Below are 24,188 nucleotides of genomic sequence, written 5' to 3' on the forward strand. Positions count from 1 at the left end.
TTTGTTGTACAATGAACGAGATAAATGTAGTTTCGGAATCTAGGAATGGAAATTTTATGGAGGTGCAGTCATCGGTGTCAGAACAATGGATTTATTTGGATGGTCAATATGTGACCAAAGAGAACGCAACCGTTTCGGTATATGATCATGGATTTTTGTATGGAGACGGTATTTTCGAAGGTATTCGGATTTATAACGGTAACATTTTCAGATGCAAAGCGCATTTGGATCGTTTGTACGATTCAGCTAAATCCATCAGTCTGAACATTCCGCTGTCTTATGATGAGATGCTGGAAGTGATGGCTGAAACGGTACGTCGCAATGATATGCGTAACGGTTATATTCGTCTGATCGTTTCACGTGGACCTGGTAACTTGGGTCTTGATCCGCTGCGCTGCCCGAAAGCGTCCGTAATCATCATTGTAGAGCAACTGGCAATCTATCCGGAGGAAGCGTATCTTACTGGGCTAAAAGCCGTGTCTGTATCCCAGCGCCGCAACATACCGGACGCATTGAATCCAAAGATTAAATCATTGAACTATCTGAACAACATTCTTGTTAAAATTCAGTCTAACTACTCAGGTGCTGGTGAAGCGATTATGCTGAATTCCCAAGGTTACGTTACTGAGGGTTCAAGTGATAACATCTTCATCATCAAAAATGGTGTAGTTTATACGCCACCTTGTTATCTTGGTGCATTAGAGGGAATTACACGTCAGGCCATTATCGATCTGTGCGGTGAGCTGGATCTTGAATTAAAAGAAGTTCCATTTACGCTACATGATGTGTACATTGCCGACGAAGTCTTTTTCACTGGAACAGCTGCAGAAGTTATTGCTGCTTATGAGGTGGACGGCAGAACGATTGGAACGGGTGTTGCAGGTCCTGTAACCTTGAGGCTGCTGGAAGCATTCCGTCAAATTGTCGACAAAGATGGTTACAAAGTTTGGGAAGATTAATTGGAACGAACTGAATAGGGAAGCAGGAAATCCTTCTTGTCTCAGAAACTCAGCATACCTGAAGTATGCGGTTTTTAGGGCGAGGAGGATTTTTTTTGCTTAGTTGATGTCATTGGCCCAATTTCTGCATAGGATGTAGTAACGGTATGGGCGAATGCACTGCCCAAGTATCACGTCTAGGAGGTTAGTTCCAAGTGAAAATACACATGGTGAAAAAAGGCGACACATTATATCTGCTGTCCCAAAAATATAATGTAGCGTTGGACAAAATTATCGCAGCTAATCCGCAAATTTCAAATCCTGACAAGTTGGAGATCGGCATGAAGGTCAAAATTCCTGCGGAGCCTGTAACACCAAAGCCAGAAGGCGTGTTGCACAGTCATAAAGTCCAGCAAGGCGATTCATTATGGAAGTTGTCACAGGCTTGGGGAGTTCCGTTGAAAGATATGATCAATGCGAACCCACAATTGAAAAATCCTAATGCTCTTCTTGTAGGGGAGACCGTGTACATTCCATCAGCGAATGCACCAGGGAACACGGCTTCAGAAAATGGTACATCACCCAATGTTGCTCATGAGAAGCTGTCTCCTGAAGGGAAGGAATACACGGGAGTTAAAGAAGAAACGGCTCCGGTCGTACCAGTAGTCCCAGTGCCTGTACCAGCACCTGTACCGGAAGTCTCCAATACGGTTCCGGCTCCTGTACCTGCAAATCCGGTCGTACCTAATATCAAGCCAGAAGTGGAAGTGTTACCACAGTTACCTGAAATTCCTGAAGAGAAGCCGCAGAAGGAAGCTCAGAAGAAAGAAAATACCAAATCCGAAGTGCAATTAAAACCGATAACTGAAGCGCCGACGTATACGATGCCTAATATTTCACCTGAAGTCCTGCCTTTACCTGTAATACCTAACAACACGGAATGGCCTACAGAGGTAGCTCCTGCGACCAAAGCTCCATGTGGTTGCGGTAGTAAAATGCTGCATGCTCCTGCCGAGCATCCATATGCCCAAGTTCCTGTACCTGCACAAGAGGTATACACTACTCCACAAAACATGTATACGGCTGGGGCGAACGACAATGCTACATTCCCAGGTATACCTGAAGTGAGTCCGTACTCCATAGGTCATACATCCAACATGCCTTGGACCGGCACGGAGTATAATCATAACAACGTTATGCCGAACGTATCTGCTGAGATGCAGAACAACTCATATCCGATCGCTCCATCAGGTCAAGTGAACAGCCCATACCCTCCATTTGCAGCCAATGAGCATATGAACCACCAACCGCCTCATATTTCTCCCTACTCTATGCTTCCGTACCCGCCATGTGGATGTGGCAACCATCACATCCCCAACCATCAATACGCACATCCCTCACATAACTACCAGAACCCAGCGTGGGGCACATACAATCCTTATGGGATGCAACCTGAAATGACCACATCCATGATGCCTAATCAGCCATTGGAGTATGCCTATCAAAATCCATACCCTACTCAGAACATGGTGCCGCCGTCTCCATTAGGTGCATTTGGTGAACTGTATCCTCCACAAGGTAAGGGGGAAGGCAAAAAGGGTGGACGTGACGAGGCTAACTTAAGCCAGTCTTCTACAGAGAGTGAGACTGAGTTCAATCTGGATGCGAAGCCTAAACAAGCAGCCAAAACAGGAACTGCGAAACGCAGAACAGCCAAACCTGCTGCCAAAGCTAAATCTAAAGTATCTGTATCCGGGAAACAATCAAGAGAACGCACAGGGACAACCAGTAAACGTAGTTCTGACAACAAAAAGCGTAGAAATCCCTGGATACAGCAATAACACTGTAAAGTAACGGAAAACCGTAAATCTTCAAAAGGTCGACTCTGAGAAGAGCCGGCCTTTTGAGTTTTTGTATGGAGAGTAGGGTAATCCTAATGCAGTATGGAAGTGTCACGCTTGTAAGGTTCTTTAGTAGATATCAAGAAAGAAAACTCTTAATGTGGACGGGATTGTTGGGGGAATAGAGCTCCAAATTCGCTAAAGTTTTTAGTGGGGGCACTGGGGGCTTAGAATCTATTAAAAGTTTTTTTGAAAAAACTATTGCATTGGTTTCATCAGTATGATATATTATTTAAGTCGCCGCTGAAACACAGCGCTGACAACGAAAAGAGTAACACAAACAAGTTTGATCTTTGAAAACTGAACAACGAGTGAGTAAACATTCTGCTTGCAGAATGAATGCGAAAGTTTGAGACAAGCCTTGGCTTGGATCGACTGGAGCATAAAATGAGATTTTTAATCTCGTCAGTTTCAAAATGAGCTTATCGCTCTTTTCAATACTTTATTGGAGAGTTTGATCCTGGCTCAGGACGAACGCTGGCGGCATGCCTAATACATGCAAGTCGAGCGGACTTGAAAAGAAGCTTGCTTCTCTGATAGTTAGCGGCGGACGGGTGAGTAACACGTAGGCAACCTGCCCTCAAGCTTGGGACAACTACCGGAAACGGTAGCTAATACCGAATAGTTGTTTTCTTCTCCTGAAGAGAACTGGAAAGACGGAGCAATCTGTCACTTGGGGATGGGCCTGCGGCGCATTAGCTAGTTGGTGGGGTAACGGCTCACCAAGGCGACGATGCGTAGCCGACCTGAGAGGGTGATCGGCCACACTGGGACTGAGACACGGCCCAGACTCCTACGGGAGGCAGCAGTAGGGAATCTTCCGCAATGGGCGAAAGCCTGACGGAGCAATGCCGCGTGAGTGATGAAGGTTTTCGGATCGTAAAGCTCTGTTGCCAGGGAAGAACGCTTGGGAGAGTAACTGCTCTCAAGGTGACGGTACCTGAGAAGAAAGCCCCGGCTAACTACGTGCCAGCAGCCGCGGTAATACGTAGGGGGCAAGCGTTGTCCGGAATTATTGGGCGTAAAGCGCGCGCAGGCGGTCATTTAAGTCTGGTGTTTAATCCCGGGGCTCAACCCCGGATCGCACTGGAAACTGGGTGACTTGAGTGCAGAAGAGGAGAGTGGAATTCCACGTGTAGCGGTGAAATGCGTAGATATGTGGAGGAACACCAGTGGCGAAGGCGACTCTCTGGGCTGTAACTGACGCTGAGGCGCGAAAGCGTGGGGAGCAAACAGGATTAGATACCCTGGTAGTCCACGCCGTAAACGATGAGTGCTAGGTGTTAGGGGTTTCGATACCCTTGGTGCCGAAGTTAACACATTAAGCACTCCGCCTGGGGAGTACGGTCGCAAGACTGAAACTCAAAGGAATTGACGGGGACCCGCACAAGCAGTGGAGTATGTGGTTTAATTCGAAGCAACGCGAAGAACCTTACCAGGTCTTGACATCCCTCTGACCGATACAGAGATGTATCTTTCCTTCGGGACAGAGGAGACAGGTGGTGCATGGTTGTCGTCAGCTCGTGTCGTGAGATGTTGGGTTAAGTCCCGCAACGAGCGCAACCCTTGATCTTAGTTGCCAGCACTTCGGGTGGGCACTCTAAGGTGACTGCCGGTGACAAACCGGAGGAAGGTGGGGATGACGTCAAATCATCATGCCCCTTATGACCTGGGCTACACACGTACTACAATGGCCGGTACAACGGGCTGTGAAGCCGCGAGGTGGAACGAATCCTAAAAAGCCGGTCTCAGTTCGGATTGCAGGCTGCAACTCGCCTGCATGAAGTCGGAATTGCTAGTAATCGCGGATCAGCATGCCGCGGTGAATACGTTCCCGGGTCTTGTACACACCGCCCGTCACACCACGAGAGTTTATAACACCCGAAGTCGGTGGGGTAACCGCAAGGAGCCAGCCGCCGAAGGTGGGATAGATGATTGGGGTGAAGTCGTAACAAGGTAGCCGTATCGGAAGGTGCGGCTGGATCACCTCCTTTCTATGGAGAATCGTTTCCCGTAGCGGAAACATTCAAATACAAAATCTAGCCAGGTCGGCTAGTTACTCACTCGTTGCTCAGTTTTGAGAGCTCAAACTCTCAAACAGCTTGCTTTTGCATGGAGCTTGTTCTTTGAAAACTAGATATCGAAACGAAAATTGCGAATTAGAACATTCCTTTTTAAGCTGAACTTGTGTAAACAAGTTTCAATAAAACGGTAGATTGCATTTGCTCCTTGGAGCAATTGGTTAAGCTACTAAGAGCACACGGAGGATGCCTAGGCGCTAGGAGCCGATGAAGGACGTGGCGAACAACGAAACTGCCTCGGGGAGCTGTAAGCAAGCTTTGATCCGGGGGTGTCCGAATGGGGAAACCCAGCTGGGGTAATTTCCAGTTACTCATAACTGAATACATAGGTTATGTAGAGGCATACCAGGGGAACTGAAACATCTAAGTACCTTGAGGAAGAGAAAACAATAGTGATTCCGTCAGTAGCGGCGAGCGAACGCGGAGAAGCCCAAACCAGAGAGCTTGCTCTTTGGGGTTGTGGGACATCTCACATGGAGTTACAAAGGAACCGGTTAAACGAAGAGGTCTGGAAAGGCCCGCCAAAGAAGGTAAAAGCCCTGTACTTGAAAGTTGGTTCTCTCCGAGATGTATCCCGAGTAGTGCGGGGCACGTGAAACCCCGTATGAATCCGGCAGGACCATCTGCCAAGGCTAAATACTTCCTAGCGACCGATAGTGAAGCAGTACCGTGAGGGAAAGGTGAAAAGCACCCCGGAAGGGGAGTGAAATAGAACCTGAAACCGTGTGCTTACAAAAAGTCAGAGCCCGTTTTAGGGGTGATGGCGTGCCTTTTGTAGAATGAACCGGCGAGTTACGTTCCCGTGCAAGGTTAAGGTGAAGAGCCGGAGCCGCAGCGAAAGCGAGTCTGAATAGGGCGACATAGTACGTGGACGTAGACCCGAAACCGGGTGATCTACCCCTGTCCAGGGTGAAGGTGCGGTAACACGCACTGGAGGCCCGAACCCACGCACGTTGAAAAGTGCGGGGATGAGGTGGGGGTAGCGGAGAAATTCCAATCGAACTCGGAGATAGCTGGTTCTCCCCGAAATAGCTTTAGGGCTAGCCTCGGAAAACAGAGTCGTGGAGGTAGAGCACTGATTGGGTGCGGGGCCCGCAAGGGTTACCAAGCTCAGTCAAACTCCGAATGCCATAGACTTACTTCCGGGAGTCAGACAGTGAGTGCTAAGATCCATTGTCAAAAGGGAAACAGCCCAGACCATCAGCTAAGGTCCCCAAGTGTGTGTTAAGTGGGAAAGGATGTGGAGTTGCACAGACAACCAGGATGTTGGCTTAGAAGCAGCCACCATTGAAAGAGTGCGTAATAGCTCACTGGTCGAGTGACTCTGCGCCGAAAATGTAACGGGGCTAAACACACCACCGAAGCTATGGCTTGATGCTTTGCATCAGGGGTAGGGGAGCGTTGTATAAGGGTTGAAGGTGTACCGTAAGGAGCGCTGGACATTATACAAGTGAGAATGCCGGTATGAGTAACGAAAAGATCAGTGAGAATCTGATCCGCCGAAAGCCTAAGGGTTCCTGAGGAAGGCTCGTCCGCTCAGGGTAAGTCGGGACCTAAGGCGAGGCCGAAAGGCGTAGTCGAAGGACAACAGGTCGAAATTCCTGTACCACCGTAAGCCGTTATGAGCAATGGGGGGACGCAGCAGGGTAGTGACGCGGACTGATGGATGTCCGTCTAAGCAGTGAGGCTGATGTGTAGGCAAATCCGCACATCGTAAGGCTGGGCTGTAATGGGGAGCGAAAATTATAGTAGCGAAGGTCATGATCTCACACTGCCAAGAAAAGCCTCTAGCCAGGTGATGGTGCCCGTACCGCAAACCGACACAGGTAGGCGAGAAGAGAATTCTAAGGCGCGCGGAAGAACTCTCGTTAAGGAACTCGGCAAAATGACCCCGTAACTTCGGGAGAAGGGGTGCCCCGGTAGTGTGAATAGCACGAGGGGGCCGCAGTGAAAAGGCCCAAGCGACTGTTTAGCAAAAACACAGGTCTGTGCGAAGCCGTAAGGCGAAGTATACGGGCTGACGCCTGCCCGGTGCTGGAAGGTTAAGGGGAGCGGTTAGGAGCAATCCGAAGCTGTGAACCGAAGCCCCAGTAAACGGCGGCCGTAACTATAACGGTCCTAAGGTAGCGAAATTCCTTGTCAGGTAAATTCTGACCCGCACGAATGGCGTAACGACTTGGGCGCTGTCTCAACGAGAGATCCGGTGAAATTTTAATACCTGTGAAGATGCAGGTTACCCGCGACAAGACGGAAAGACCCCATGGAGCTTTACTGCAGCTTGATATTGAATTTGGGTACGATCTGTACAGGATAGGTGGGAGCCTTTGAAGCATGAGCGCCAGCTTGTGTGGAGGCACCGTTGGGATACCACCCTGATCGTATCTAGGTTCTAACCTGGTACCGTAATCCGGTGCGGGGACAGTGTCAGGTGGGCAGTTTGACTGGGGCGGTCGCCTCCTAAAGAGTAACGGAGGCGCCCAAAGGTTCCCTCAGAATGGTTGGAAATCATTCGAAGAGTGCAAAGGCATAAGGGAGCTTGACTGCGAGACCTACAAGTCGAGCAGGGACGAAAGTCGGGCTTAGTGATCCGGTGGTACCGCATGGAAGGGCCATCGCTCAACGGATAAAAGCTACCCTGGGGATAACAGGCTTATCTCCCCCAAGAGTCCACATCGACGGGGAGGTTTGGCACCTCGATGTCGGCTCATCGCATCCTGGGGCTGAAGTAGGTCCCAAGGGTTGGGCTGTTCGCCCATTAAAGCGGTACGCGAGCTGGGTTCAGAACGTCGTGAGACAGTTCGGTCCCTATCTGTCGTGGGCGTAGGAAATTTGAGAGGAGCTGTCCTTAGTACGAGAGGACCGGGATGGACGTACCGCTGGTGTACCAGTTGTTCCGCCAGGAGCACCGCTGGGTAGCTATGTACGGAAGGGATAAGCGCTGAAAGCATCTAAGCGTGAAGCCCCCCTCAAGATGAGATTTCCCAGTATGTAAGACCCCTTGAAGACGACGAGGTAGATAGGCTGGGGGTGGAAGTGCAGCAATGCATGGAGCTGACCAGTACTAATCGGTCGAGGGCTTATCCAAATATGCACGTTGTAAATCGCACATTTCGTTTCGGATCTAGTTTTCAGAGAATAAACTCTGAGATGTAAGCTAAGCTATGCGTTTGGTGGCGATGGCGGAGGGGTTCCACACGTACCCATCCCGAACACGACCGTTAAGCCCTCTAGCGCCGATGGTACTTGGACCGCAGGGTCCTGGGAGAGTAGGACGCCGCCAAGCGAACTCTTTCATCTTACATAGAAAACAGATTTTGTATGTTGATGTTGTACGATGAATTGCATTTGCACTGCAGATGCTTAGTATTCCCTGATAGCTCAGTTGGTAGAGCACTCGACTGTTAATCGAGTTGTCACAGGTTCGAGCCCTGTTCGGGGAGCCATTAAGGCCCGTTGGTCAAGGGGTTAAGACACCTCCCTTTCACGGAGGTAACAGGGGTTCGAATCCCCTACGGGTCATTGCTATATTTATTAGCTTGAAAAGGGATGAGAATCCCAAAGGTTCGTCGGAGGATAAGCTTCGTTAGCAATGGCTTCGCAGTCTCGAACGAAGTGAGAGTATCCCCTACGGGTCATTTATAAATGGAGGCTTAGCTCAGCTGGGAGAGCATCTGCCTTACAAGCAGAGGGTCGGGGGTTCGATCCCCTCAGCCTCCACCATATAACTTTTAATAACGACGCGGGGTGGAGCAGCCCGGTAGCTCGTCGGGCTCATAACCCGAAGGCCGCAGGTTCAAATCCTGCCCCCGCAATTATACTTTCTATCAAGAAAGTGATCTGGAACCGTGGTGTAGTTGGCCTAACATGCCTGCCTGTCACGCAGGAGATCGCGGGTTCGAATCCCGTCGGTTCCGCCATTTTTATATTTATTAATACCGTATGCGGAAGTGGCTCAGCGGTAGAGCATCGCCTTGCCAAGGCGAGGGTCGCGGGTTCGATTCCCGTCTTCCGCTCCAATATTTGCGCCCTTAGCTCAGCTGGATAGAGCGTTTGACTACGAATCAAAAGGCCGGGAGTTCGAATCTCTCAGGGCGCGCCATTACAACTTCATACGCCGGCGTGGCGGAATGGCAGACGCGCTCGACTCAAAATCGAGTGGGAAACCGTGGAGGTTCGAGTCCTCTCGCCGGTATATATAACGGGATGTAGCTCAGCTTGGTAGAGCACCTGGTTTGGGACCAGGGGGTCGCATGTTCAAATCGTGTCATCCCGATCTCAAAAAAGACGGATTATCTATTTATAGATAGTCCGTCTTTTTATTTATGTCTAAAAGTTGATTGTGTTTTAAGCAATCATAACCTCTTAATTCATGACAACCTTTAATAAGGAATAAATATAGCTTTCATCTTATTAGGCTCAAGCGTGGCGTATTGCTGGTGCCTTAGGTTAATTTTGCATAAAGCCCAGTGCTTTCGGTCACAATAGGTTTAAAAAGTGATAGAAGGGGTTCATGTGAACACGTTTAACTTCAAAAAACAATTCAAGAGACGCTGGCGCCGATGGAAAAGAACAGTGTGGATGACTTCAGCATTAGTTGCTGTAGCTATACTGGCTTACAGTGGTTTGCCGATTTCTTCTGCGATCGAGCGTTTACTCACGACCAATTTCGGTGAGGTTGTATCTGTAATGGGACCTGTTGCCAGTGAACAAAGGTCTGAGCAAGAAATTCAGACTTTGATGGAACAACTTGGGCCTGATCCGGACCGTTTAACGAGTGTTGTATTGGAGACGCAATATATCTGTGGGGTAGAGACAGAACAATTAGGTAAGATGGCGATTCCTCAATTGAAGATGCTGCTCGTTCAACATCCGGATTGGGATGCTCAAGTTGAATCGGCAGAAGTTTTACACATTAAGCAACATGTGGATGATCTTTCTCCATTATGTAAAGAGCAGGCATATATTAGCATAGATGCTGTGGGTAATCTTAACCTGTATGAAGGACGGCCCACAGAAGAGAAAGTCATCCGTACTTTTTTTCAAATGGACGTAGGCACGTTGGAGACATCATTGCCTGAAGGTGTGTTGGAGCAGTTGCAGCAAGGTATTCGTATCCAGGACAAGGATGAGTATGATAGTGTAATCTCTACGTTCAGCGATTATGCGGTAGATGAGGCCAATAAAGAAATCCGTAATGGCGGATAAAAAAACAGGCTGATCTGCATTGAAATTTATTTGTTTACATCGCCTAGAGGAGAAGTTCCTAATCGTAGGATTCGCAGATTATACAACATACGAAGTGAACCGAAGGACATCGAAAGATGTCCTTTTTGTCGTTCCATGACCGAAACACCTGAATATAGGAGATTGCGATTGTAGGTTATACACGAATTCAGGCGAGTATATGAAAGGACAAAGTTTTTCCTGCCGTAGGGTCTATCTTTTGTTATAATGAAATGAACGATACATATGTTCGCTTTTGTAAGGGAGAGATGGATTTGCGTTTTTTGGGAATTGACCCGGGGATTGCGATTGTCGGTTTTGGTTTTGTGGACAAAATCGGCAGTAAGGTAACACCTGTACAATATGGCTGTATTCAGACAGAAGCTCACACCCCTGAAGAGGAACGGCTGCTTCATGTATATGAGGGTATGGTACAGCTGATTGATAAATATAAACCGGACGCAGTAGCGCTGGAGAAACTTTTTTTCAATCGTAACGTCACAACAGCGATGTCTGTAAGTCAGGCTAGAGGTGTCATGGTACTGGCTGCTGCCCAGAAGGGACTGCCTATAGCCGAGTATACGCCGATGCAGATTAAGCAGGCGATTGTGGGATACGGAAAAGCGGAAAAGCGGCAAGTGCAGGAGATGGTCAAAATGTTTTTGCGTTTACAGGTGATCCCGAAGCCGGATGACGTAGCAGATGCTTTGGCTGTAGCAGTGTGTCATGCACACTCATATACATTAAATTCCAAGTTGAATGAGGTATTGCGAAAATGATTGATTTCCTAAGAGGACAGTTCGTACATCTGGAGAATGAATATATTGTGCTTGATGTGCATGGCGTTGGTTATCGTGTATTCTGTCCGAATCCTTTTGCATTTGCGAAGCAAGAAGGAGAAATTATGGTGTATACCCATCACCATGTACGTGAAGATGCGATGTTGCTGTTTGGCTTTGCTACTCGTGAGGAACAGAAGTTATTTCGCAAGCTGATCGAGGTATCAGGTATTGGACCCAAAGTTGCTCTGGGTATACTCGCTGGCGGTACGCCGGACCATGTCGTGACGGCCATATATCAAGAGAATCTAACGTTCCTGACCAAACTGCCGGGGATTGGTAAGAAAACAGCGCAGCGCATGATACTGGACCTTAAGGACAAATTGGATGGTTTCGGTGCTGCCACGTATGCAACAGGTTTGTTTGCTCCTCCTTCGGAAGAAGCAGGAAGCGGCTCTGCCTGGGATGAGGCTCGTGAAGGACTTAAAGCGCTGGGGTATACCGACAGTGAACTGGATAAAGTTTGGCTCAAACTGAAGAAAGATGTTACTTCGGCCGATTCTGTTGATGTGTTGATGAAACGGGCACTGCAAATGCTGTTTACGGGATAAATTAATTTTGCCTCTATAATAGAGCAGTAAACCGCATAAAAAAGGTAGGGATGAACATGGATGACCGGATTATTTCCGCGAACCTGATGATGGAGGATCAAGCTGTGGAGCTTAGTCTTCGTCCTCGGTATTTAAATGAATATATCGGGCAAAACCAGGTCAAGGAGAATTTGAAAATATACATTGAAGCGGCTAAGATGCGTAATGAGGCGCTCGATCATGTGTTGTTATATGGACCGCCTGGACTTGGTAAAACAACACTTGCCAATATCATTGCCAATGAATTGGGTGTTAACTTACGCACAACATCGGGACCTGCGATTGAACGCCCAGGTGATCTAGCTGCATTGCTTACAAACCTGCAAGAAGGGGATGTCCTGTTTATTGACGAGATTCATCGCCTTCATCGGACGGTAGAAGAAGTGATGTATCCCGCCATGGAAGACTTCGCGTTGGATATTATGATCGGAAAAGGCCCAAGTGCCCGCTCCGTACGTCTTGATCTGCCATCCTTTACGCTGATTGGTGCTACAACCCGTGCAGGTTTGCTGTCTGCGCCTCTGAGAGATCGGTTTGGTGTTATCAGTCGGTTGGAGTTCTACACGGTGGATGAGCTGGCCTACATCGTCTCACGGGCCTCAGAGATTCTAGGGGTGGAGATTGTTGGTAATGCAGCAGAAGAGATCGCATTGCGCTCCCGTGGGACACCGAGGATTGCCAATCGATTGCTAAAAAGAGTGCGTGACTTTGCCCAGGTACGGGGTGATGGTATTATCACACAGGCTCTAGCGGAAGAAGCGCTGCAACGTCTCCAGATTGATCCGCGTGGTCTGGACGAGATCGATCACAAGATGCTCAAATCAATGATTAACAGTTTCCGGGGAGGCCCTGTGGGTCTGGATACGATTGCCGCTACGATTGGTGAGGAGAGTCAGACCATAGAGGATGTCTATGAGCCTTATCTATTGCAGATTGGTATGCTTCAACGTACACCGAGGGGCAGAATTGTAACAGACCTGGCCTATCATCATCTGGGTTTGCCCGTTCCACCGAGAGACGCCAAATAATTGTAACGATATATCAATGAGATTTATCTTAATATACAACTTGGGAGAAACACGGAGAGGAGACTGATCGTGGGGAAAGCAATACAAACAAAGAAGTGGAGTCGGCGTTTGAAGGTATTGGCCGCAGCTCTGCTGACGGTAGGATGCCTGCAAGTGCCGGTTTATGCCGCTGAAAGTGATGGGCAGATAATCCGGGTTGCTATGTTTGCGAACCTGGGAAGTACGTATAAATCGACTACACCACTGATTACGCTTGAGTCGAGTGGGAAATGGAATATCGGTTCGGAGAGCGGGGCAAGTATAACTCTTCCGGCAGGACAAATCCGTTTCAGTGCGGACGGATTCCGCGTCAAAGTGTTGGAAACAGGGGATTTCAAAACGGCGGCAGCAGCCGCAAAATTGTTGCAGGCCACTAGTGATAAACCGTTGTTGTTTACAACTTCTTTAAATGGCAAAGCGACCTATCAGCTCTACACAGGAAACTATGCAACAGAAGCGTTGGCTGGTCAAGCGGTAGCCCGTGTACAAAAAGTGGCTGCAGCCCAACTGGGCGGACAAAAACCAGCGGTAACAGGCAGCAAGCGTCTGTCTGCAGGAGTATACAGTTCACTTCAAGAGGCCGAAGCGGCACAAGCATCTTTTGCATCGGCAGGAGTTAGTTCCTATACGGTGCTTCAACTGGATGGAGGCAGTCAAGGCTATGCTGTATGGGTGGGTGAGGCCTCATCTGAAGCTGATTTGTCTGCATTCAAGAAGAGTGTGGAGGCCAGTGTTCCAGGAGTAAGTCTATCACCGGTAAACAGTAATAGTGCTGCTCTTATCATCCGCCAGGATGCTGGGTTAAGCACGGATACACTTAAAGTAGCCCCGCATTACACTATTGTCGGCAGTGAAGCTAAAGCCTTTGTACAAGGAGACGGCAGTGGAATCAAAGTGGTGGAACGTTCCGGACGCACGTATCGCGGTGACATGGAAATTAGCATTGTAAGTGGCGATTTGGCTTTGGTTAATGTAGTTCCACTAGAGCAATATTTATACTCTGTTGTTGGTGCAGAAGTGTATTCATCCTGGCCAGCAGAAGCGCTGAAAGTACAAGCTGTCGCTGCTCGCTCTTATGCGCTTCAACAGGGAGATCGTTTTAAAATTGCCAATGTTGTGGATACCACGCTCAGTCAGGCATACAACGGAATGGGTTCAGAGAATGATAAAGTCTCCAGTGCGGTTGACGCCACCTCTGGAGAAGTCATCAAGAGCGGTGGTAAAATCGTAGAAGCCGTATTCTCTTCCAATGCAGGCGGACAGACTGCACATCCATCCGAAGTATGGAATGGAGGCGGGGATGTGTTCAGTAATGTGGACAGCCAGGGAGATACATCAGCCCAAGCTGGATTACAGACATGGTATCATGTGCTGTTGAGTACAGGAGTCAGCGGATATATCCGCGAGGATAATGTAAAAGAATTAACGACTAAAACAGATGCGGGTTTAGCCAAAGTGACGGTTACTGCCCAAAATACCAATGTGCGTCCCGTTCCGTTAATTCAATCCAATGTTGAACCGGTAGCGAAAATAAATCCAGGCAACGAAGCTGTTGTTCTGGCCAAAGTGCCGCAGTCCAATGATTATGCTTGGGTAAGAGGACCATTCACGTCAGCCCAGTTGGTTAAAACTCTACAGGGTAAAACGACTTCAACTGTTCCATCTTCGATCTCAACGCTCGAAGTGACCAAGCGCGGGCCATCAGGAAGAGCACTTGAAGTTACAGCCAACGGCCAGCCTATGACGGTAAAATATGCAGATACCTACCGCTCTGCTTTAGGTGGATTACCTAGTACTTTATTTGATATTGCAGGGACCGGAAGTTATACTGTATTAGGCGCTGACGGCAAAACAGCAAGCAAAACCGGCTCACAGGGTGCTGCTGTACTATCTGCCTCGGGCACAGGAACTTCATCCAGTAATGCACTTGTGGTTATGAGTGGTGATGGTCAAGCTCGAGCTGTAACTCAGGGCCAAAGCTTCATGATCATCGGTCAGGGTAATGGGCACGGATTAGGCTTGTCCCAATGGGGTGCCAAAGGTATGGCAGATGAAGGGTATGATTACCAGGCAATATTGAAACACTATTATCAAAATGTGACTATTGTTAAGGAATGAATCTAATATGAATGTGAACTTATATGATTTTGAATTGCCGGAGCAATTAATTGCACAGACGCCACTGCTTGACCGCACGGCGTCCCGGCTGCTTACCTTAAATAAGGAAAATGGTGAGGTTAACCATCACACGTTTCCTGATATTATCGACTTCCTTCAGCCTGGAGATACACTGGTGCTGAATGATACACGTGTTCTTCCAGCGCGTTTGTTTGGAACCAAAGAGGACACCGGGGCAAAGGCGGAAGTACTTCTGCTCAAAAACGTAGAGGGCGATCGTTGGGAAGCTCTGGTTAAACCAGGCAAGAAGCTGAAAGCTGGTTCGGTCATCGTTTTTAGTGACGAGCTCAAGGCAGTCATTGATGAGGAAGGCGAAATGGGTGCGCGTTTGCTTACGTTCTCCTATGATGGAATCTTTCAAGAGATTCTGGATCGTCTGGGTGAAATGCCGCTGCCTCCTTATATCAGAGAGACGCTGGATGACCGTGAAAGGTATCAAACGGTATATGCGAAACATGAAGGATCCGCCGCTGCGCCGACAGCAGGATTACATTTTACAGAAGAACTGCTGAATCGGATTCGGGATAAAGGCGTTAATGTAGCTTTCATCACGCTTCACGTTGGACTCGGAACATTTCGGCCTATGTCAGTTGACAAAGTTGAAGAGCATGTTATGCATGAGGAATATTACTCTTTGTCACAAGAGACAGCGGATCTAATTAATGAAACGAAAAAACGTGGCAACCGTATATTTGCTGTAGGAACGACAAGTTGTCGAACACTTGAAACGGTTGGAAGCAAGTTTGAAAAAGACGGGCAGTTGCAAGAAAGCAGCGGCTGGACCAAAATCTTTATCTATCCGGGATATACGTTCAAAGTGATCGACGGGATGCTTACGAATTTTCATCTTCCCAAATCCACATTGGTCATGCTGGTCAGTGCGCTTGCGGGTAGAGAACAAATCATGCATGCATATGAGGAAGCAATTAAAGAACAGTACCGTTTCTTCAGCTTTGGCGATGCTATGTTGATTTATTGAGAAGTGAAGGTATTACGATTAATTTTTAGAGGATGATTAAAACCAATGGCAGCAATTACGTACGAACATATCAAAACCTGTAAACAATCCGGAGCCCGTTTGGGACGTGTACATACACCTCACGGTATTATTGAGACACCAACCTTCATGCCTGTAGGAACACAGGCGACGGTGAAGACGATGAGTCCCGAAGAGTTGAAAGAAATGGATGCTCAGATCATTTTGAGCAACACGTACCACCTGTTTCTGAGACCCGGACATGAAATTATTCGTCAGGCAGGCGGCCTGCACAAATTTATGAACTGGGATCGCCCGATTTTGACTGACAGTGGCGGGTTCCAAGTGTTTTCTCTGAGTGAGATGCGCAAAATTACGGAGGAAGGCGTTAACTTCCGCTCCCATCTAAACGGAGATAAAAAATTCCTCTCGCCTGAAGTGGCAATGGAAATCCAGAACGCACTGGGCTCCGATATTATGATGGCATTTGATGAGTGTCCGCCGTATCCGGCTGAGTATGAATATGTAAAAAAATCACTTGAAAGAACGAGCCGCTGGGCAGAACGTTGTCTGGAAAGTCATGCTCGTCCGAATGATCAAGGGTTGTTTGCCATCGTACAGGGAGGCATGCATGAAGATCTTCGTCGCCAAAGCGCGGCAGATTTGACTTCCATGGATTTCCCGGGTTATGCTATTGGTGGACTGAGTGTTGGAGAACCGAAACATTTGATGTATGGCGTATTGGATTACACCGTTCCTTTGTTGCCGTCCAATAAACCACGCTATTTAATGGGTGTAGGTTCACCCGATGCATTGATTGAGGGATCGATTCGTGGAGTGGACATGTTCGATTGTGTTTTGCCTACCCGAATTGCCCGTAACGGAACAACGATGACCAGCCAAGGACGTCTGGTAGTTCGTAATGCCAAGTTTGCAACCGATTTTGGGCCACTAGACCCTGAATGTGATTGCTATACTTGTCGTAACTATTCAAGAGCCTATTTGCGTCATTTAATCAAAGCGGATGAAACGTTTGGCTTACGTTTGACGACCATCCACAATCTTCATTTCTTGCAGAATTTGATGCGCAATGTGCGTAAAGCCATAATGGAAGATCGTTTGCTTGATTTCCGGGATGAATTTTTCGATCAATATGGTCTTCATGACAATGACAAAGGTTTCTGATCAGGTTTTTGCGGAACCGAAGTAACAAGTATTATCTGTACGTATAGTCGATAAGGGGGAATTTTACATGTTTCAGGCAATGACTGCATCAGCAACTCCAGCTGGCGGTGGAATTGTATCTTTGATTGTACCTTTGGTACTCATGGTTGCAATTTTTTACTTCTTGATGATTCGTCCACAGAACAAAAAACAGAAGCAACGTAATTCCATGTTAGGGCAATTGAAAAAAGGCGATAAAATTGTTACAATCGGCGGTCTTCACGGAACGATTGCTGAAATCACAGACGATGTGGTTGTATTGCGTGTAAACGATGTTACTAAATTGACATTCGATCGTAATGCAATTAGCAGTGCAGTTGCACGTGAAACGGCTGAATAGACCATAGATGTTTAAAAGCCTGTAAGGCTATGAGTACGTTTGCAGCGTATTTTTCACTATCAGAGAACTGGATCTCCTTGGAGACCCGGTTCTCTTTTTTTTTTACTTATAACCGTTACACCCCGATCTTCTATGATCTTCGTGTGTTGACTCCAAATATGCCGCCTAGTGCAGAAATCAGGAATGCACTTGCAAGCTGCAGACTGTCTTTCCAATTGAATGAGGCATCAAGTGCCAGAAACCCAATCAGCAATACGATTAGTCCGTAGACGATTCCGGTAATACCTCCGTGGTACCAGCCTCGCTCACCTGACCTCTTGCCAGATACAAATCCACCAACCAGCAATGACAAGCCATGGACAACATAAGTATACAGGGAAAGATCCTGTTCCCGCATTCCGGTCATCCAGAGAAAGAAGGATAGGATCAGTGCGCCTAACATCATCCACACAAAAGCATGACAGAGGCCCGAAAGAACTGGGTTAGACATTCGAAATGAAACCATTCGGCGAATCAACTGCATGAAGCAACCCCCTTGTACAAGTTTGAAATTAATACAGTGTATGGTCAAGCCTTCCTACTTATGAACTGAATTTTCCATTAAATGAACAGTTTATATTTGCATGAGCATGTAAGCTTCAGGTCAAAATAGGGATTACGCTTCAGGTACCTGTATAAAATTCAGATCCGAAGGAGGAACCCTGTTGTGAATTTCTCAGATGTCGGAGCACATATTTTTCGAACCATACTCATGTATTTTATTGTTTATGCTTCTATCCGGATCATGGGTAAACGTGAGATTGGAAAGCTGTCCATGTTTGATTTGGTCGTATCTATCATGCTTGCAGAAATTGCGGCATTTGTCATCGAAGATATCAATAAGCCGTTATTCCATGGTATTGTACCGATGCTGACGGTACTGGTAGTACAGATTGCCATAGCTTTTCTCAGTCTCAAGAGCCGGAAGCTGCGGCTGATGATTGATGGCAAGCCGACCGTGTTAATTTCCAAAGGTAAATTGCATCGAGATGAGATGCGCAAGCAGCGTTACAATCTGGACGATTTGCTGCAGCAACTTCGCGAACAGAATGTAGACAGCATTGGTGAAGTTGACTTCGCCATATTGGAGACGACAGGCAAGCTGACTGTTTTTTCAAAAGGGCAGAGTTCTTCAGACGGTAATAGCGGCTCATCAGGTACTGGTTCGACAGGATTTAATTCCAAACAAAAAGCAAGAAAAAATAAAATAGATGGGTTTGAAAATATCAAATATGAAGGGCTACCATTGCCTTTGATCATGGATGGCAAAGTTCAGGATCAGAACCTTGAACTGATTCAGAAAACGAGATTTTGGCTTAAAAATCAGATCCAGCAAAAAGGTATTACGGACTTCAAAGATGTGTTTATCTGTTCCATCGATCATAACGAGAAAGTTTATGTAAGTTCCAAAGATGACAAAGATAACTGACGTCTAAGAACGACGTTTAAACCAGGAACCAATAATGGGAGCACGGGAAAGATCGTGAAAATCAATCATTTTGGTCCAGCCCATAACAATGAAATAAACGATTAGACCAACAAGGGGCGCGAGAAGCATTCTGATCCAAAATGGAAGCATAGATGCAGTCTGTTCATATATGACCAGAGTAGCGGCGCCCATGATAACCATACCAGTGCCCGTTTTGACCCAATCCATTACCTTGAAACGGAACTGTAAAAGGTTGCGTACACTTCTTGCATGTAAAAGGGTAACGACCGTTGAATTCACACAAATGGCAATCACCGCACCAAATATACCGTATTCTGGTCGGGAGGCGAGTACCAAAATCAATGTGATTTTGATGACAGCACCAATAAATGTATTGAGCAGTGCCTTTCCCGGACGATCCAATGCTTGAAGGGCGGCTTGAAGAGGAGCTTGAATGTAGATAAACAAAGCAAAAGGAGCCATGAGCTTAAGCATGCTTCCAATCGATGCATCATTATACAGAACAAGACACATCGGTTCGGCAAGCACATACATAAAAACAGAAAATGGAGCACCTGTTACAAGTGCTAGCCGCAGCGCCTGATGCATCCGTTTATGTATGAGCGCACGGTCACCTTGAGCCGAGGCCTCAGACAATGAAGGGACAAGTGACGTGGCTAGCGAGGACGTTAATGCTCCCGGCAGTAGAAGTAGCGGTATAATCATGCCTTGTAATGCACCATACTGGGCCGTGGCGAGCCCTTTGGAGATACCTGCAATAGCTAGACTCTGTGCGGTTACAATCGTCTCAGCGAGATAGGAGAGGGAACCAACTAATCGCCCGGCAGTTACAGGTACAGAGATCGCGAGTAAACGACGAAGAAGTCCAGGTTCTGAGCCAATTGAGTTTTTTGAAATAGCAGGTTTGGGTTCGATTGGAGATTCGAGTATGGGCAGATGTTGATCCATATATTTCTTCTGCCTAGCATAGTTCCATAGTAATACAAGCATACCGACGAATTCTCCGACGAGTGCTCCAAGCATGGCTCCTGCAGCAGCTTGAGCAATTCCTCGGGGTAAGAGGAGCCAGGAAAACCAGATCACACAGATAATACGAATGACCGTTTCTACGATAGATGAAACAGCCGTAGGCATCATGTTTTGCTTTCCCTGGAAATATCCTCTGTAGACTGCAGATACGGCGATGATGGCAATCATAGGGCTCATGCTGACAAACGTGTGATAGACCCTCTCATCGGTCAGCACATAACGGGTGACCCATGGAGCGAAGATAATGCACAAAAACATAAACACAACGCCAAGGGTCAGTGTGAAGCTCAGGCTGATTTGAAGAATTCGCTGGGGTGAATAACGGTTGGCACCTGTATCCGCTTCGGCTACGAGCTTGGCTACAGCCAATGGAATACCGCCAGTGATTAATGTGACGAGTACGATGAAAAAGGGATAGCTCAGTTGGTAGATGCCAACTCCTTCTGCACCGATAACCCGTGGCAGCGCAATGCGCGGGATGAACCCTAGAATCCGATTAATGATGCCTGCGGCGAGCAGGATCATGGCTCCCTGGATAAATGTCTGTTTCTTCAAGACTACCCCTCTTTCCCGGTTGGAGTACAGATATTCATAAACGGGACAAAGCCGTCGTTCTTCATCCTATGCCAGTCCAATATCTTCTCATGACAACTTGGACACGATTAACAAAAAGATCCATCACCAGCAAGAAGGAATATGATCGGGTAAAGTCGAATGATGTAATATTGATGCCGCATAAAGGCTTGGATGTATGAAGGGAGGCTCCCCGTTGGAAGAAATGAATGATGTGGAGTTGGAACAGTCTATAGAGATGCTCTGCCGTAGCAAAGCAGAGGAACTAAGGCTTGTCGGTTACGAATATGTCACCAGCAAAGATGTCTGGAATTGCATCAGTCATAAATATGAAAAGCAGGGCATTCCACCGCTTCACCAACTGGTGAACGACATATTGTCACTGAAAGCAACAAGCTTTATGAACTTTATGACCGTGTCTGCATACCGGGGGTCCTCTTTCTAGCGAAAGGGATCTTTTTTGTTGGAAATTGACTGCTTTTTACGGCATCGCTATAATGGGAATATTGAGAACGAAAGGGGATCTAGGAACGGCATGAAAAGAATCGTCAGTTTCATTTTGGTCGTGCTTGTGACCGCAGGAGTAATGTTGGGCACAAGTCCAGGGCTGCTCAAAAATATACGCTTGGGCCTCGATTTAAAAGGAGGCTACGAGATCTTATATGAAGCAGAGCCGCTGGAACAAGGACAACAAGTCACCAAAGCATCTTTGGTGCAAACAGCAAAAAGTCTGGAGAGCCGTGCCAATGCGCTCGGAACAAGCGAGCCGGAAGTAACAACTGAAGGAACGAACCGGATCCGTTTGAAGCTGGCCGGGGTTACCGACGAGGCTGAAGTCAGAGCCAAAATGAAAGAACCTGCTGTCATGACCTTCCGCAGTAAAGCTGAGAATGACAAAGAAGGCGAATACACGAAAATCGAGCTTCGGGGAAATGAGTTCGTGGAGAATGGTGCCAAAGTGGTATTCAGCCAGTTGAACGCACCGATGATCGATATCCAGGTTAAAGACAAAGCGAAGTTTGCTGAAATTACCAAACGTTTGATTGGACAACCCTTGGCCATCTATCTGGATGATCAGCTGTTATCCGCTCCAACCGTGCAGCAGCAGCTGAGTGATGGCTCTGCACAGATCACGGGCAACTACTCACGTGAGGAAGCCAATCAGCTTCGCGATACCATTAATTTGGGCGCGTTGCCGTTGAAACTGACAGAGAAGTACTCTCAAAGCGTTGGTGCAACGCTTGGTAAACTATCTCTGGACCAGACGATTAAAGCGGGATTAATTGGTTCCGTGATTATCCTGGTGTTCATGATTGGTCTGTACCGTATTCCGGGGATTATTGCGAGCTTTGCCCTGATTACACATACATGGCTGGTACTTGCAATCTTCTATATGGGAGAATTCGTACTTACCCTTCCGGGTATCGCGGCATTTATCCTGGGTATAGGGATGGCCGTGGATGCCAACATCATCACGTACGAGCGGATCAAGGAAGAAATGCGCAGTGGCAAGTCGATATTGTCTTCGGTTAAAGCAGGAGGTAAACATTCCTTCCGTACAATTATCGACTCCAACATCACAACGATCATTGCCGCTTCAGTTATGTTCTTCATGGGTACAGGTGCGGTTAAAGGTTTCGCACTCGTGCTGATTTTTGACATCGTGACCAGCATTATCACGAATATTTTCTTCTCCCGCTTCCTGTTGACCCTGCTTGTGCGGGCTAACGTGTTGAAGAAGCCTAAGTACTTCGGAGTGAAGGAGAGTGAAATTCGTGCGCTTTAATTGGAATTTTGATTATGTTAAAGGCAGTAAAATTGCCTATGCCTTTTCCATCATTCTGACGATTGCAGGGATCATCAGTATTTTGGCCCTGGGATTGAATTATGCGGTAGATTTCCGTTCGGGTTCTAATGTAGATATTACGGTGTCTAAAGCCATCACAACGGAACAAATTAAGCCCATTGTTAGTGATCTTGGTGTTGACACAAAAGATGTTCATATTACACCTGGTGCTGATCGGGTTAACGTTCGTTTCTCGAACGTACTGGATGAAACTCAGGAAAGTAAGTTTAAGCAAGAGTTCACCAAGCTGGATTCAACCGCTTCTTATGAAGTCAACACGGTTGACCCGGAGATGGCTAAAGAACTTGAACGCAATGCCATATACGCGGTTCTTATCGCAAGTATCGGGATTATGATCTATGTAGCCATCCGATTTGAATGGCGGTTTGGTTTGGCTGCTGTAATTGCGCTCTTCCATGATGCATTTGTAGTGATTAGTGTGTTCTCGATCTTCCGACTGGAAGTGAATTTGACCTTCATTACGGCTGTACTGACCATTGTCGGATTCTCGATCAATGATACAATCGTTATCTTCGACCGGATTCGAGAGAATATGCGTTTTGCTAAAAAGACTTCGAAAGCCGATTTGCGTGAAGTAGTCAACCGCAGTTTGGCCCAAACGATGACACGTTCCCTGAATACAACATTCACCGTGTTTGTCGCTTCGCTCTGCTTGTTTATTTTTGGTGGAGAATCCATTCGCATGTTCTCACTTGCTATGGTCATCGGAACATTGTTCGGTGCATATTCTTCGATCTATATCGCCGCTCCATTGTGGCTGGCGCTCAAAGGTAAACAAACAGAGAAACCTAAAGCAGCTGTCAAAGCATCCAACTAAACATTGTATTGTGAAGCCGCGTCTGCCAGGCGCGGTTTTGCAACTTTAGGTAGAGTATTAAGGGGGGCATCGCCATGACCAGAGAACGTTTCCCTTCTGTTCACGCTGCCACGTGGAGCGGGATCGCCGGGAATTTGACACTTGCAGTAATTAAGGCTGGGTTCGGTTATATGGCAAACAGCAAATCGTTGCTTGCAGACGGCCTGCACTCTGCTTCAGAAGCTGCTTCTTCATTGTCCGGCCTCTTTCCCTCGAAGTCTGTACAAACAAAAAGAAAGGCTCGTAGGGAGCGGTCAAAGGAACATTCACGTATCGCGAGACCTGGAATTTCGGTATTATTATCTGTGCTTATCCTTATGGGAGGTTTGCAGATCGCCATCTCCGCTTTGGGTAGTCTGTCCGGAGATGTACCAGAATCACTTGAGAAATATACTCATGCACTTGTGGTAGCTTTTGCAGCATTGGCTGTGAAAGAAGCAATCTTTCAATATCAATACCGATATTTCCGTAAACGAAATCAATCGCAGGCTCTAGCTTATGCACAGCAGCATCGTCGTGCACTCTACTGTTCGCTTATCGTCTTGGTCGGTATTGTAGGTTCCATGACAGGAGAAACGATGGGGTGGAGTATTCTTCGATATATGGATCCCGCAGCTGCATTGATCGCTTCCTGTTTTGTGCTTCACAAAGGCTACAGAATGATTGTCGATACCGTATATGGTTCACTTGTTCAGGAATTGGAACAGGAAGAAGCACTTGACTTCAAAGAGACGGTGCAGCGTGTATATGGCATTATTACGATTGAACATCTGGTAGCACGTGAACAGGAACATGATGTTACAATTGAACTGGTCATTAGTGTGAACCCTAGAATTTCCGTGCTTGAGGCACAAGAGATTGCGAATCGGGCGAAGACACTTCTATTAACTCGTTTCAGTCATGTGAAAGAAGTACAGATCCAGGCTGTACCTTATGATCCTGGATATCCTTATAAATCCAATCATGAACTGCCAGATCCTGAAGCGACATTAATTCAGTAATGAAGCTTGGTCCAGT

Annotated in this window: 17 protein-coding genes, 9 tRNA genes and 3 rRNA genes; 27 read left to right on the plus strand and 2 right to left on the minus strand. The window is 47.2% G+C overall.

Translation table 11 applies throughout. The features are described from left to right. The first annotated feature begins 74 nt into the window (after positions 1-74). The 22 genes from ilvE to yajC all read left to right on the plus strand — a co-directional run bounded on the left by ilvE (position 75) and on the right by yajC (position 17,357). Complete coding sequence (gene ilvE, locus ACR1R9_RS02510) at positions 75-959, plus strand: branched-chain-amino-acid transaminase (RefSeq protein ID WP_076290954.1); 885 nt, start codon at positions 75-77, stop codon at positions 957-959. Between the two features lie 194 nt (positions 960-1,153). Continuing rightward, positions 1,154-2,779, plus strand: a complete 1,626-nt coding sequence (locus tag ACR1R9_RS02515) for a LysM peptidoglycan-binding domain-containing protein (protein ID WP_433921823.1) — start codon at positions 1,154-1,156, stop codon at positions 2,777-2,779. Between the two features lie 502 nt (positions 2,780-3,281). Further along, positions 3,282-4,833, plus strand: a 16S ribosomal RNA gene (locus ACR1R9_RS02520). 246 nt (positions 4,834-5,079) lie between these two features. Then, positions 5,080-8,005: ribosomal RNA gene (locus tag ACR1R9_RS02525) — 23S ribosomal RNA — on the plus strand. A gap of 81 nt (positions 8,006-8,086) precedes the next feature. Next, positions 8,087-8,203: ribosomal RNA gene (gene rrf, locus ACR1R9_RS02530) — 5S ribosomal RNA — on the plus strand. The 16S, 23S and 5S rRNA genes sit together here with 9 tRNA genes alongside, the layout of an rRNA operon. 84 nt (positions 8,204-8,287) lie before the next feature. After that, positions 8,288-8,363: transfer RNA gene (locus ACR1R9_RS02535), tRNA-Asn, on the plus strand. 4 nt (positions 8,364-8,367) lie between these two features. Next, a tRNA-Glu gene (locus ACR1R9_RS02540) sits at positions 8,368-8,439 on the plus strand. A gap of 125 nt (positions 8,440-8,564) precedes the next feature. Then, positions 8,565-8,640: transfer RNA gene (locus ACR1R9_RS02545), tRNA-Val, on the plus strand. Between the two features lie 18 nt (positions 8,641-8,658). After that, positions 8,659-8,732 (plus strand) — tRNA-Met (locus ACR1R9_RS02550). 27 nt (positions 8,733-8,759) lie between these two features. Beyond that, positions 8,760-8,837: transfer RNA gene (locus ACR1R9_RS02555), tRNA-Asp, on the plus strand. Positions 8,838-8,861: 24 nt separating this feature from the next. Next, positions 8,862-8,936 (plus strand) — tRNA-Gly (locus tag ACR1R9_RS02560). Positions 8,937-8,942: 6 nt separating this feature from the next. Next, positions 8,943-9,019, plus strand: a tRNA-Arg gene (locus ACR1R9_RS02565). A 14-nt stretch (positions 9,020-9,033) separates the two neighbouring features. Further along, positions 9,034-9,112: transfer RNA gene (locus ACR1R9_RS02570), tRNA-Leu, on the plus strand. 7 nt (positions 9,113-9,119) lie between these two features. Continuing rightward, a tRNA-Pro gene (locus ACR1R9_RS02575) sits at positions 9,120-9,193 on the plus strand. A gap of 239 nt (positions 9,194-9,432) precedes the next feature. Continuing rightward, positions 9,433-10,125 (plus strand): BofC C-terminal domain-containing protein, encoded by a 693-nt coding sequence (locus ACR1R9_RS02580; protein WP_433956414.1) that lies wholly within the window; start codon positions 9,433-9,435, stop codon positions 10,123-10,125. A gap of 293 nt (positions 10,126-10,418) precedes the next feature. Next, entirely contained in the window at positions 10,419-10,922 is a 504-nt protein-coding gene (gene ruvC / locus ACR1R9_RS02585) for a crossover junction endodeoxyribonuclease RuvC (RefSeq protein WP_053779097.1), read from the plus strand. Then, on the plus strand, positions 10,919-11,533 hold the full coding sequence (ruvA, locus tag ACR1R9_RS02590; RefSeq protein ID WP_076287741.1) for a Holliday junction branch migration protein RuvA: 615 nt from the start codon (positions 10,919-10,921) through the stop codon (positions 11,531-11,533). Before ruvC ends, ruvA begins: the two co-directional genes overlap by 4 nt. A gap of 56 nt (positions 11,534-11,589) precedes the next feature. Then, entirely contained in the window at positions 11,590-12,600 is a 1,011-nt protein-coding gene (ruvB, locus tag ACR1R9_RS02595) for a Holliday junction branch migration DNA helicase RuvB (RefSeq protein WP_053779099.1), read from the plus strand. Between the two features lie 69 nt (positions 12,601-12,669). Further along, the gene (locus ACR1R9_RS02600; protein ID WP_175383401.1) at positions 12,670-14,757 is read left to right on the plus strand and encodes a SpoIID/LytB domain-containing protein; all 2,088 of its coding nucleotides are present in this window, start codon (positions 12,670-12,672) and stop codon (positions 14,755-14,757) included. Between the two features lie 7 nt (positions 14,758-14,764). After that, positions 14,765-15,796 carry a tRNA preQ1(34) S-adenosylmethionine ribosyltransferase-isomerase QueA gene (gene queA / locus ACR1R9_RS02605; RefSeq protein WP_175383400.1) on the plus strand — a complete coding sequence of 344 codons (1,032 nt, stop codon included), beginning with the start codon at positions 14,765-14,767 and terminating at the stop codon, positions 15,794-15,796. A gap of 45 nt (positions 15,797-15,841) precedes the next feature. Further along, positions 15,842-16,978, plus strand: a complete 1,137-nt coding sequence (tgt, locus tag ACR1R9_RS02610; protein ID WP_062325081.1) for a tRNA guanosine(34) transglycosylase Tgt — start codon at positions 15,842-15,844, stop codon at positions 16,976-16,978. A gap of 67 nt (positions 16,979-17,045) precedes the next feature. Continuing rightward, the gene (yajC, locus tag ACR1R9_RS02615) at positions 17,046-17,357 is read left to right on the plus strand and encodes a preprotein translocase subunit YajC (RefSeq protein WP_072734772.1); all 312 of its coding nucleotides are present in this window, start codon (positions 17,046-17,048) and stop codon (positions 17,355-17,357) included. 130 nt (positions 17,358-17,487) lie between these two features. Here yajC and ACR1R9_RS02620 read toward each other — a convergent pair whose 3' ends face one another. Next, on the minus strand, positions 17,488-17,880 hold the full coding sequence (locus tag ACR1R9_RS02620; RefSeq protein WP_076287744.1) for a TIGR04086 family membrane protein: 393 nt from the start codon (positions 17,878-17,880) through the stop codon (positions 17,488-17,490). A gap of 228 nt (positions 17,881-18,108) precedes the next feature. Between ACR1R9_RS02620 and ACR1R9_RS02625 the strand changes: the two genes are divergently transcribed. Beyond that, complete coding sequence (locus tag ACR1R9_RS02625) at positions 18,109-18,825, plus strand: DUF421 domain-containing protein (RefSeq protein WP_076288259.1); 717 nt, start codon at positions 18,109-18,111, stop codon at positions 18,823-18,825. 3 nt (positions 18,826-18,828) lie between these two features. On the opposite strand, the gene spoVB is transcribed toward ACR1R9_RS02625, so the two are convergent. Beyond that, a complete protein-coding gene (gene spoVB / locus ACR1R9_RS02630; RefSeq protein WP_099856768.1) occupies positions 18,829-20,430 on the minus strand; it encodes a stage V sporulation protein B in 1,602 nt (533 codons plus the stop codon). 223 nt (positions 20,431-20,653) lie between these two features. Between spoVB and ACR1R9_RS02635 the strand changes: the two genes are divergently transcribed. The 4 genes from ACR1R9_RS02635 to ACR1R9_RS02650 all read left to right on the plus strand — a co-directional run bounded on the left by ACR1R9_RS02635 (position 20,654) and on the right by ACR1R9_RS02650 (position 24,172). Beyond that, on the plus strand, positions 20,654-20,893 hold the full coding sequence (locus ACR1R9_RS02635; protein WP_175383441.1) for a post-transcriptional regulator: 240 nt from the start codon (positions 20,654-20,656) through the stop codon (positions 20,891-20,893). Positions 20,894-20,983: 90 nt separating this feature from the next. Continuing rightward, positions 20,984-22,234, plus strand: a complete 1,251-nt coding sequence (gene secD, locus ACR1R9_RS02640) for a protein translocase subunit SecD (RefSeq protein WP_076287746.1) — start codon at positions 20,984-20,986, stop codon at positions 22,232-22,234. Next, positions 22,224-23,132, plus strand: a complete 909-nt coding sequence (gene secF / locus ACR1R9_RS02645) for a protein translocase subunit SecF (protein ID WP_099856770.1) — start codon at positions 22,224-22,226, stop codon at positions 23,130-23,132. Before secD ends, secF begins: the two co-directional genes overlap by 11 nt. Positions 23,133-23,206: 74 nt before the next feature. Beyond that, the gene (locus ACR1R9_RS02650; RefSeq protein ID WP_076287748.1) at positions 23,207-24,172 is read left to right on the plus strand and encodes a cation diffusion facilitator family transporter; all 966 of its coding nucleotides are present in this window, start codon (positions 23,207-23,209) and stop codon (positions 24,170-24,172) included. Positions 24,173-24,188 lie beyond the last annotated feature (16 nt).

Source organism: Paenibacillus taichungensis, from assembly GCF_050994985.1.
Classification (GTDB): Bacteria; Bacillota; Bacilli; order Paenibacillales; family Paenibacillaceae; genus Paenibacillus; species Paenibacillus taichungensis.

Bases quoted from the DNA above. Each gene is read 5' to 3' on its own strand.
- secD (WP_076287746.1), top strand. From the start codon at position 20,984: ATGAAAAGAATCGTCAGTTTCATTTTGGTCGTGCTTGTGACCGCAGGA.
- yajC (WP_072734772.1), top strand. From the start codon at position 17,046: ATGTTTCAGGCAATGACTGCATCAGCAACTCCAGCTGGCGGTGGAATT.
- ruvA (WP_076287741.1), top strand. From the start codon at position 10,919: ATGATTGATTTCCTAAGAGGACAGTTCGTACATCTGGAGAATGAATAT.
- queA (WP_175383400.1), top strand. From the start codon at position 14,765: ATGAATGTGAACTTATATGATTTTGAATTGCCGGAGCAATTAATTGCA.
- ruvB (WP_053779099.1), top strand. From the start codon at position 11,590: ATGGATGACCGGATTATTTCCGCGAACCTGATGATGGAGGATCAAGCT.
- tgt (WP_062325081.1), top strand. From the start codon at position 15,842: ATGGCAGCAATTACGTACGAACATATCAAAACCTGTAAACAATCCGGA.
- ACR1R9_RS02620 (WP_076287744.1), bottom strand. From the start codon at position 17,880: ATGCAGTTGATTCGCCGAATGGTTTCATTTCGAATGTCTAACCCAGTT.
- ACR1R9_RS02625 (WP_076288259.1), top strand. From the start codon at position 18,109: ATGTATTTTATTGTTTATGCTTCTATCCGGATCATGGGTAAACGTGAG.
- ACR1R9_RS02635 (WP_175383441.1), top strand. From the start codon at position 20,654: ATGAATGATGTGGAGTTGGAACAGTCTATAGAGATGCTCTGCCGTAGC.
- ACR1R9_RS02650 (WP_076287748.1), top strand. From the start codon at position 23,207: ATGACCAGAGAACGTTTCCCTTCTGTTCACGCTGCCACGTGGAGCGGG.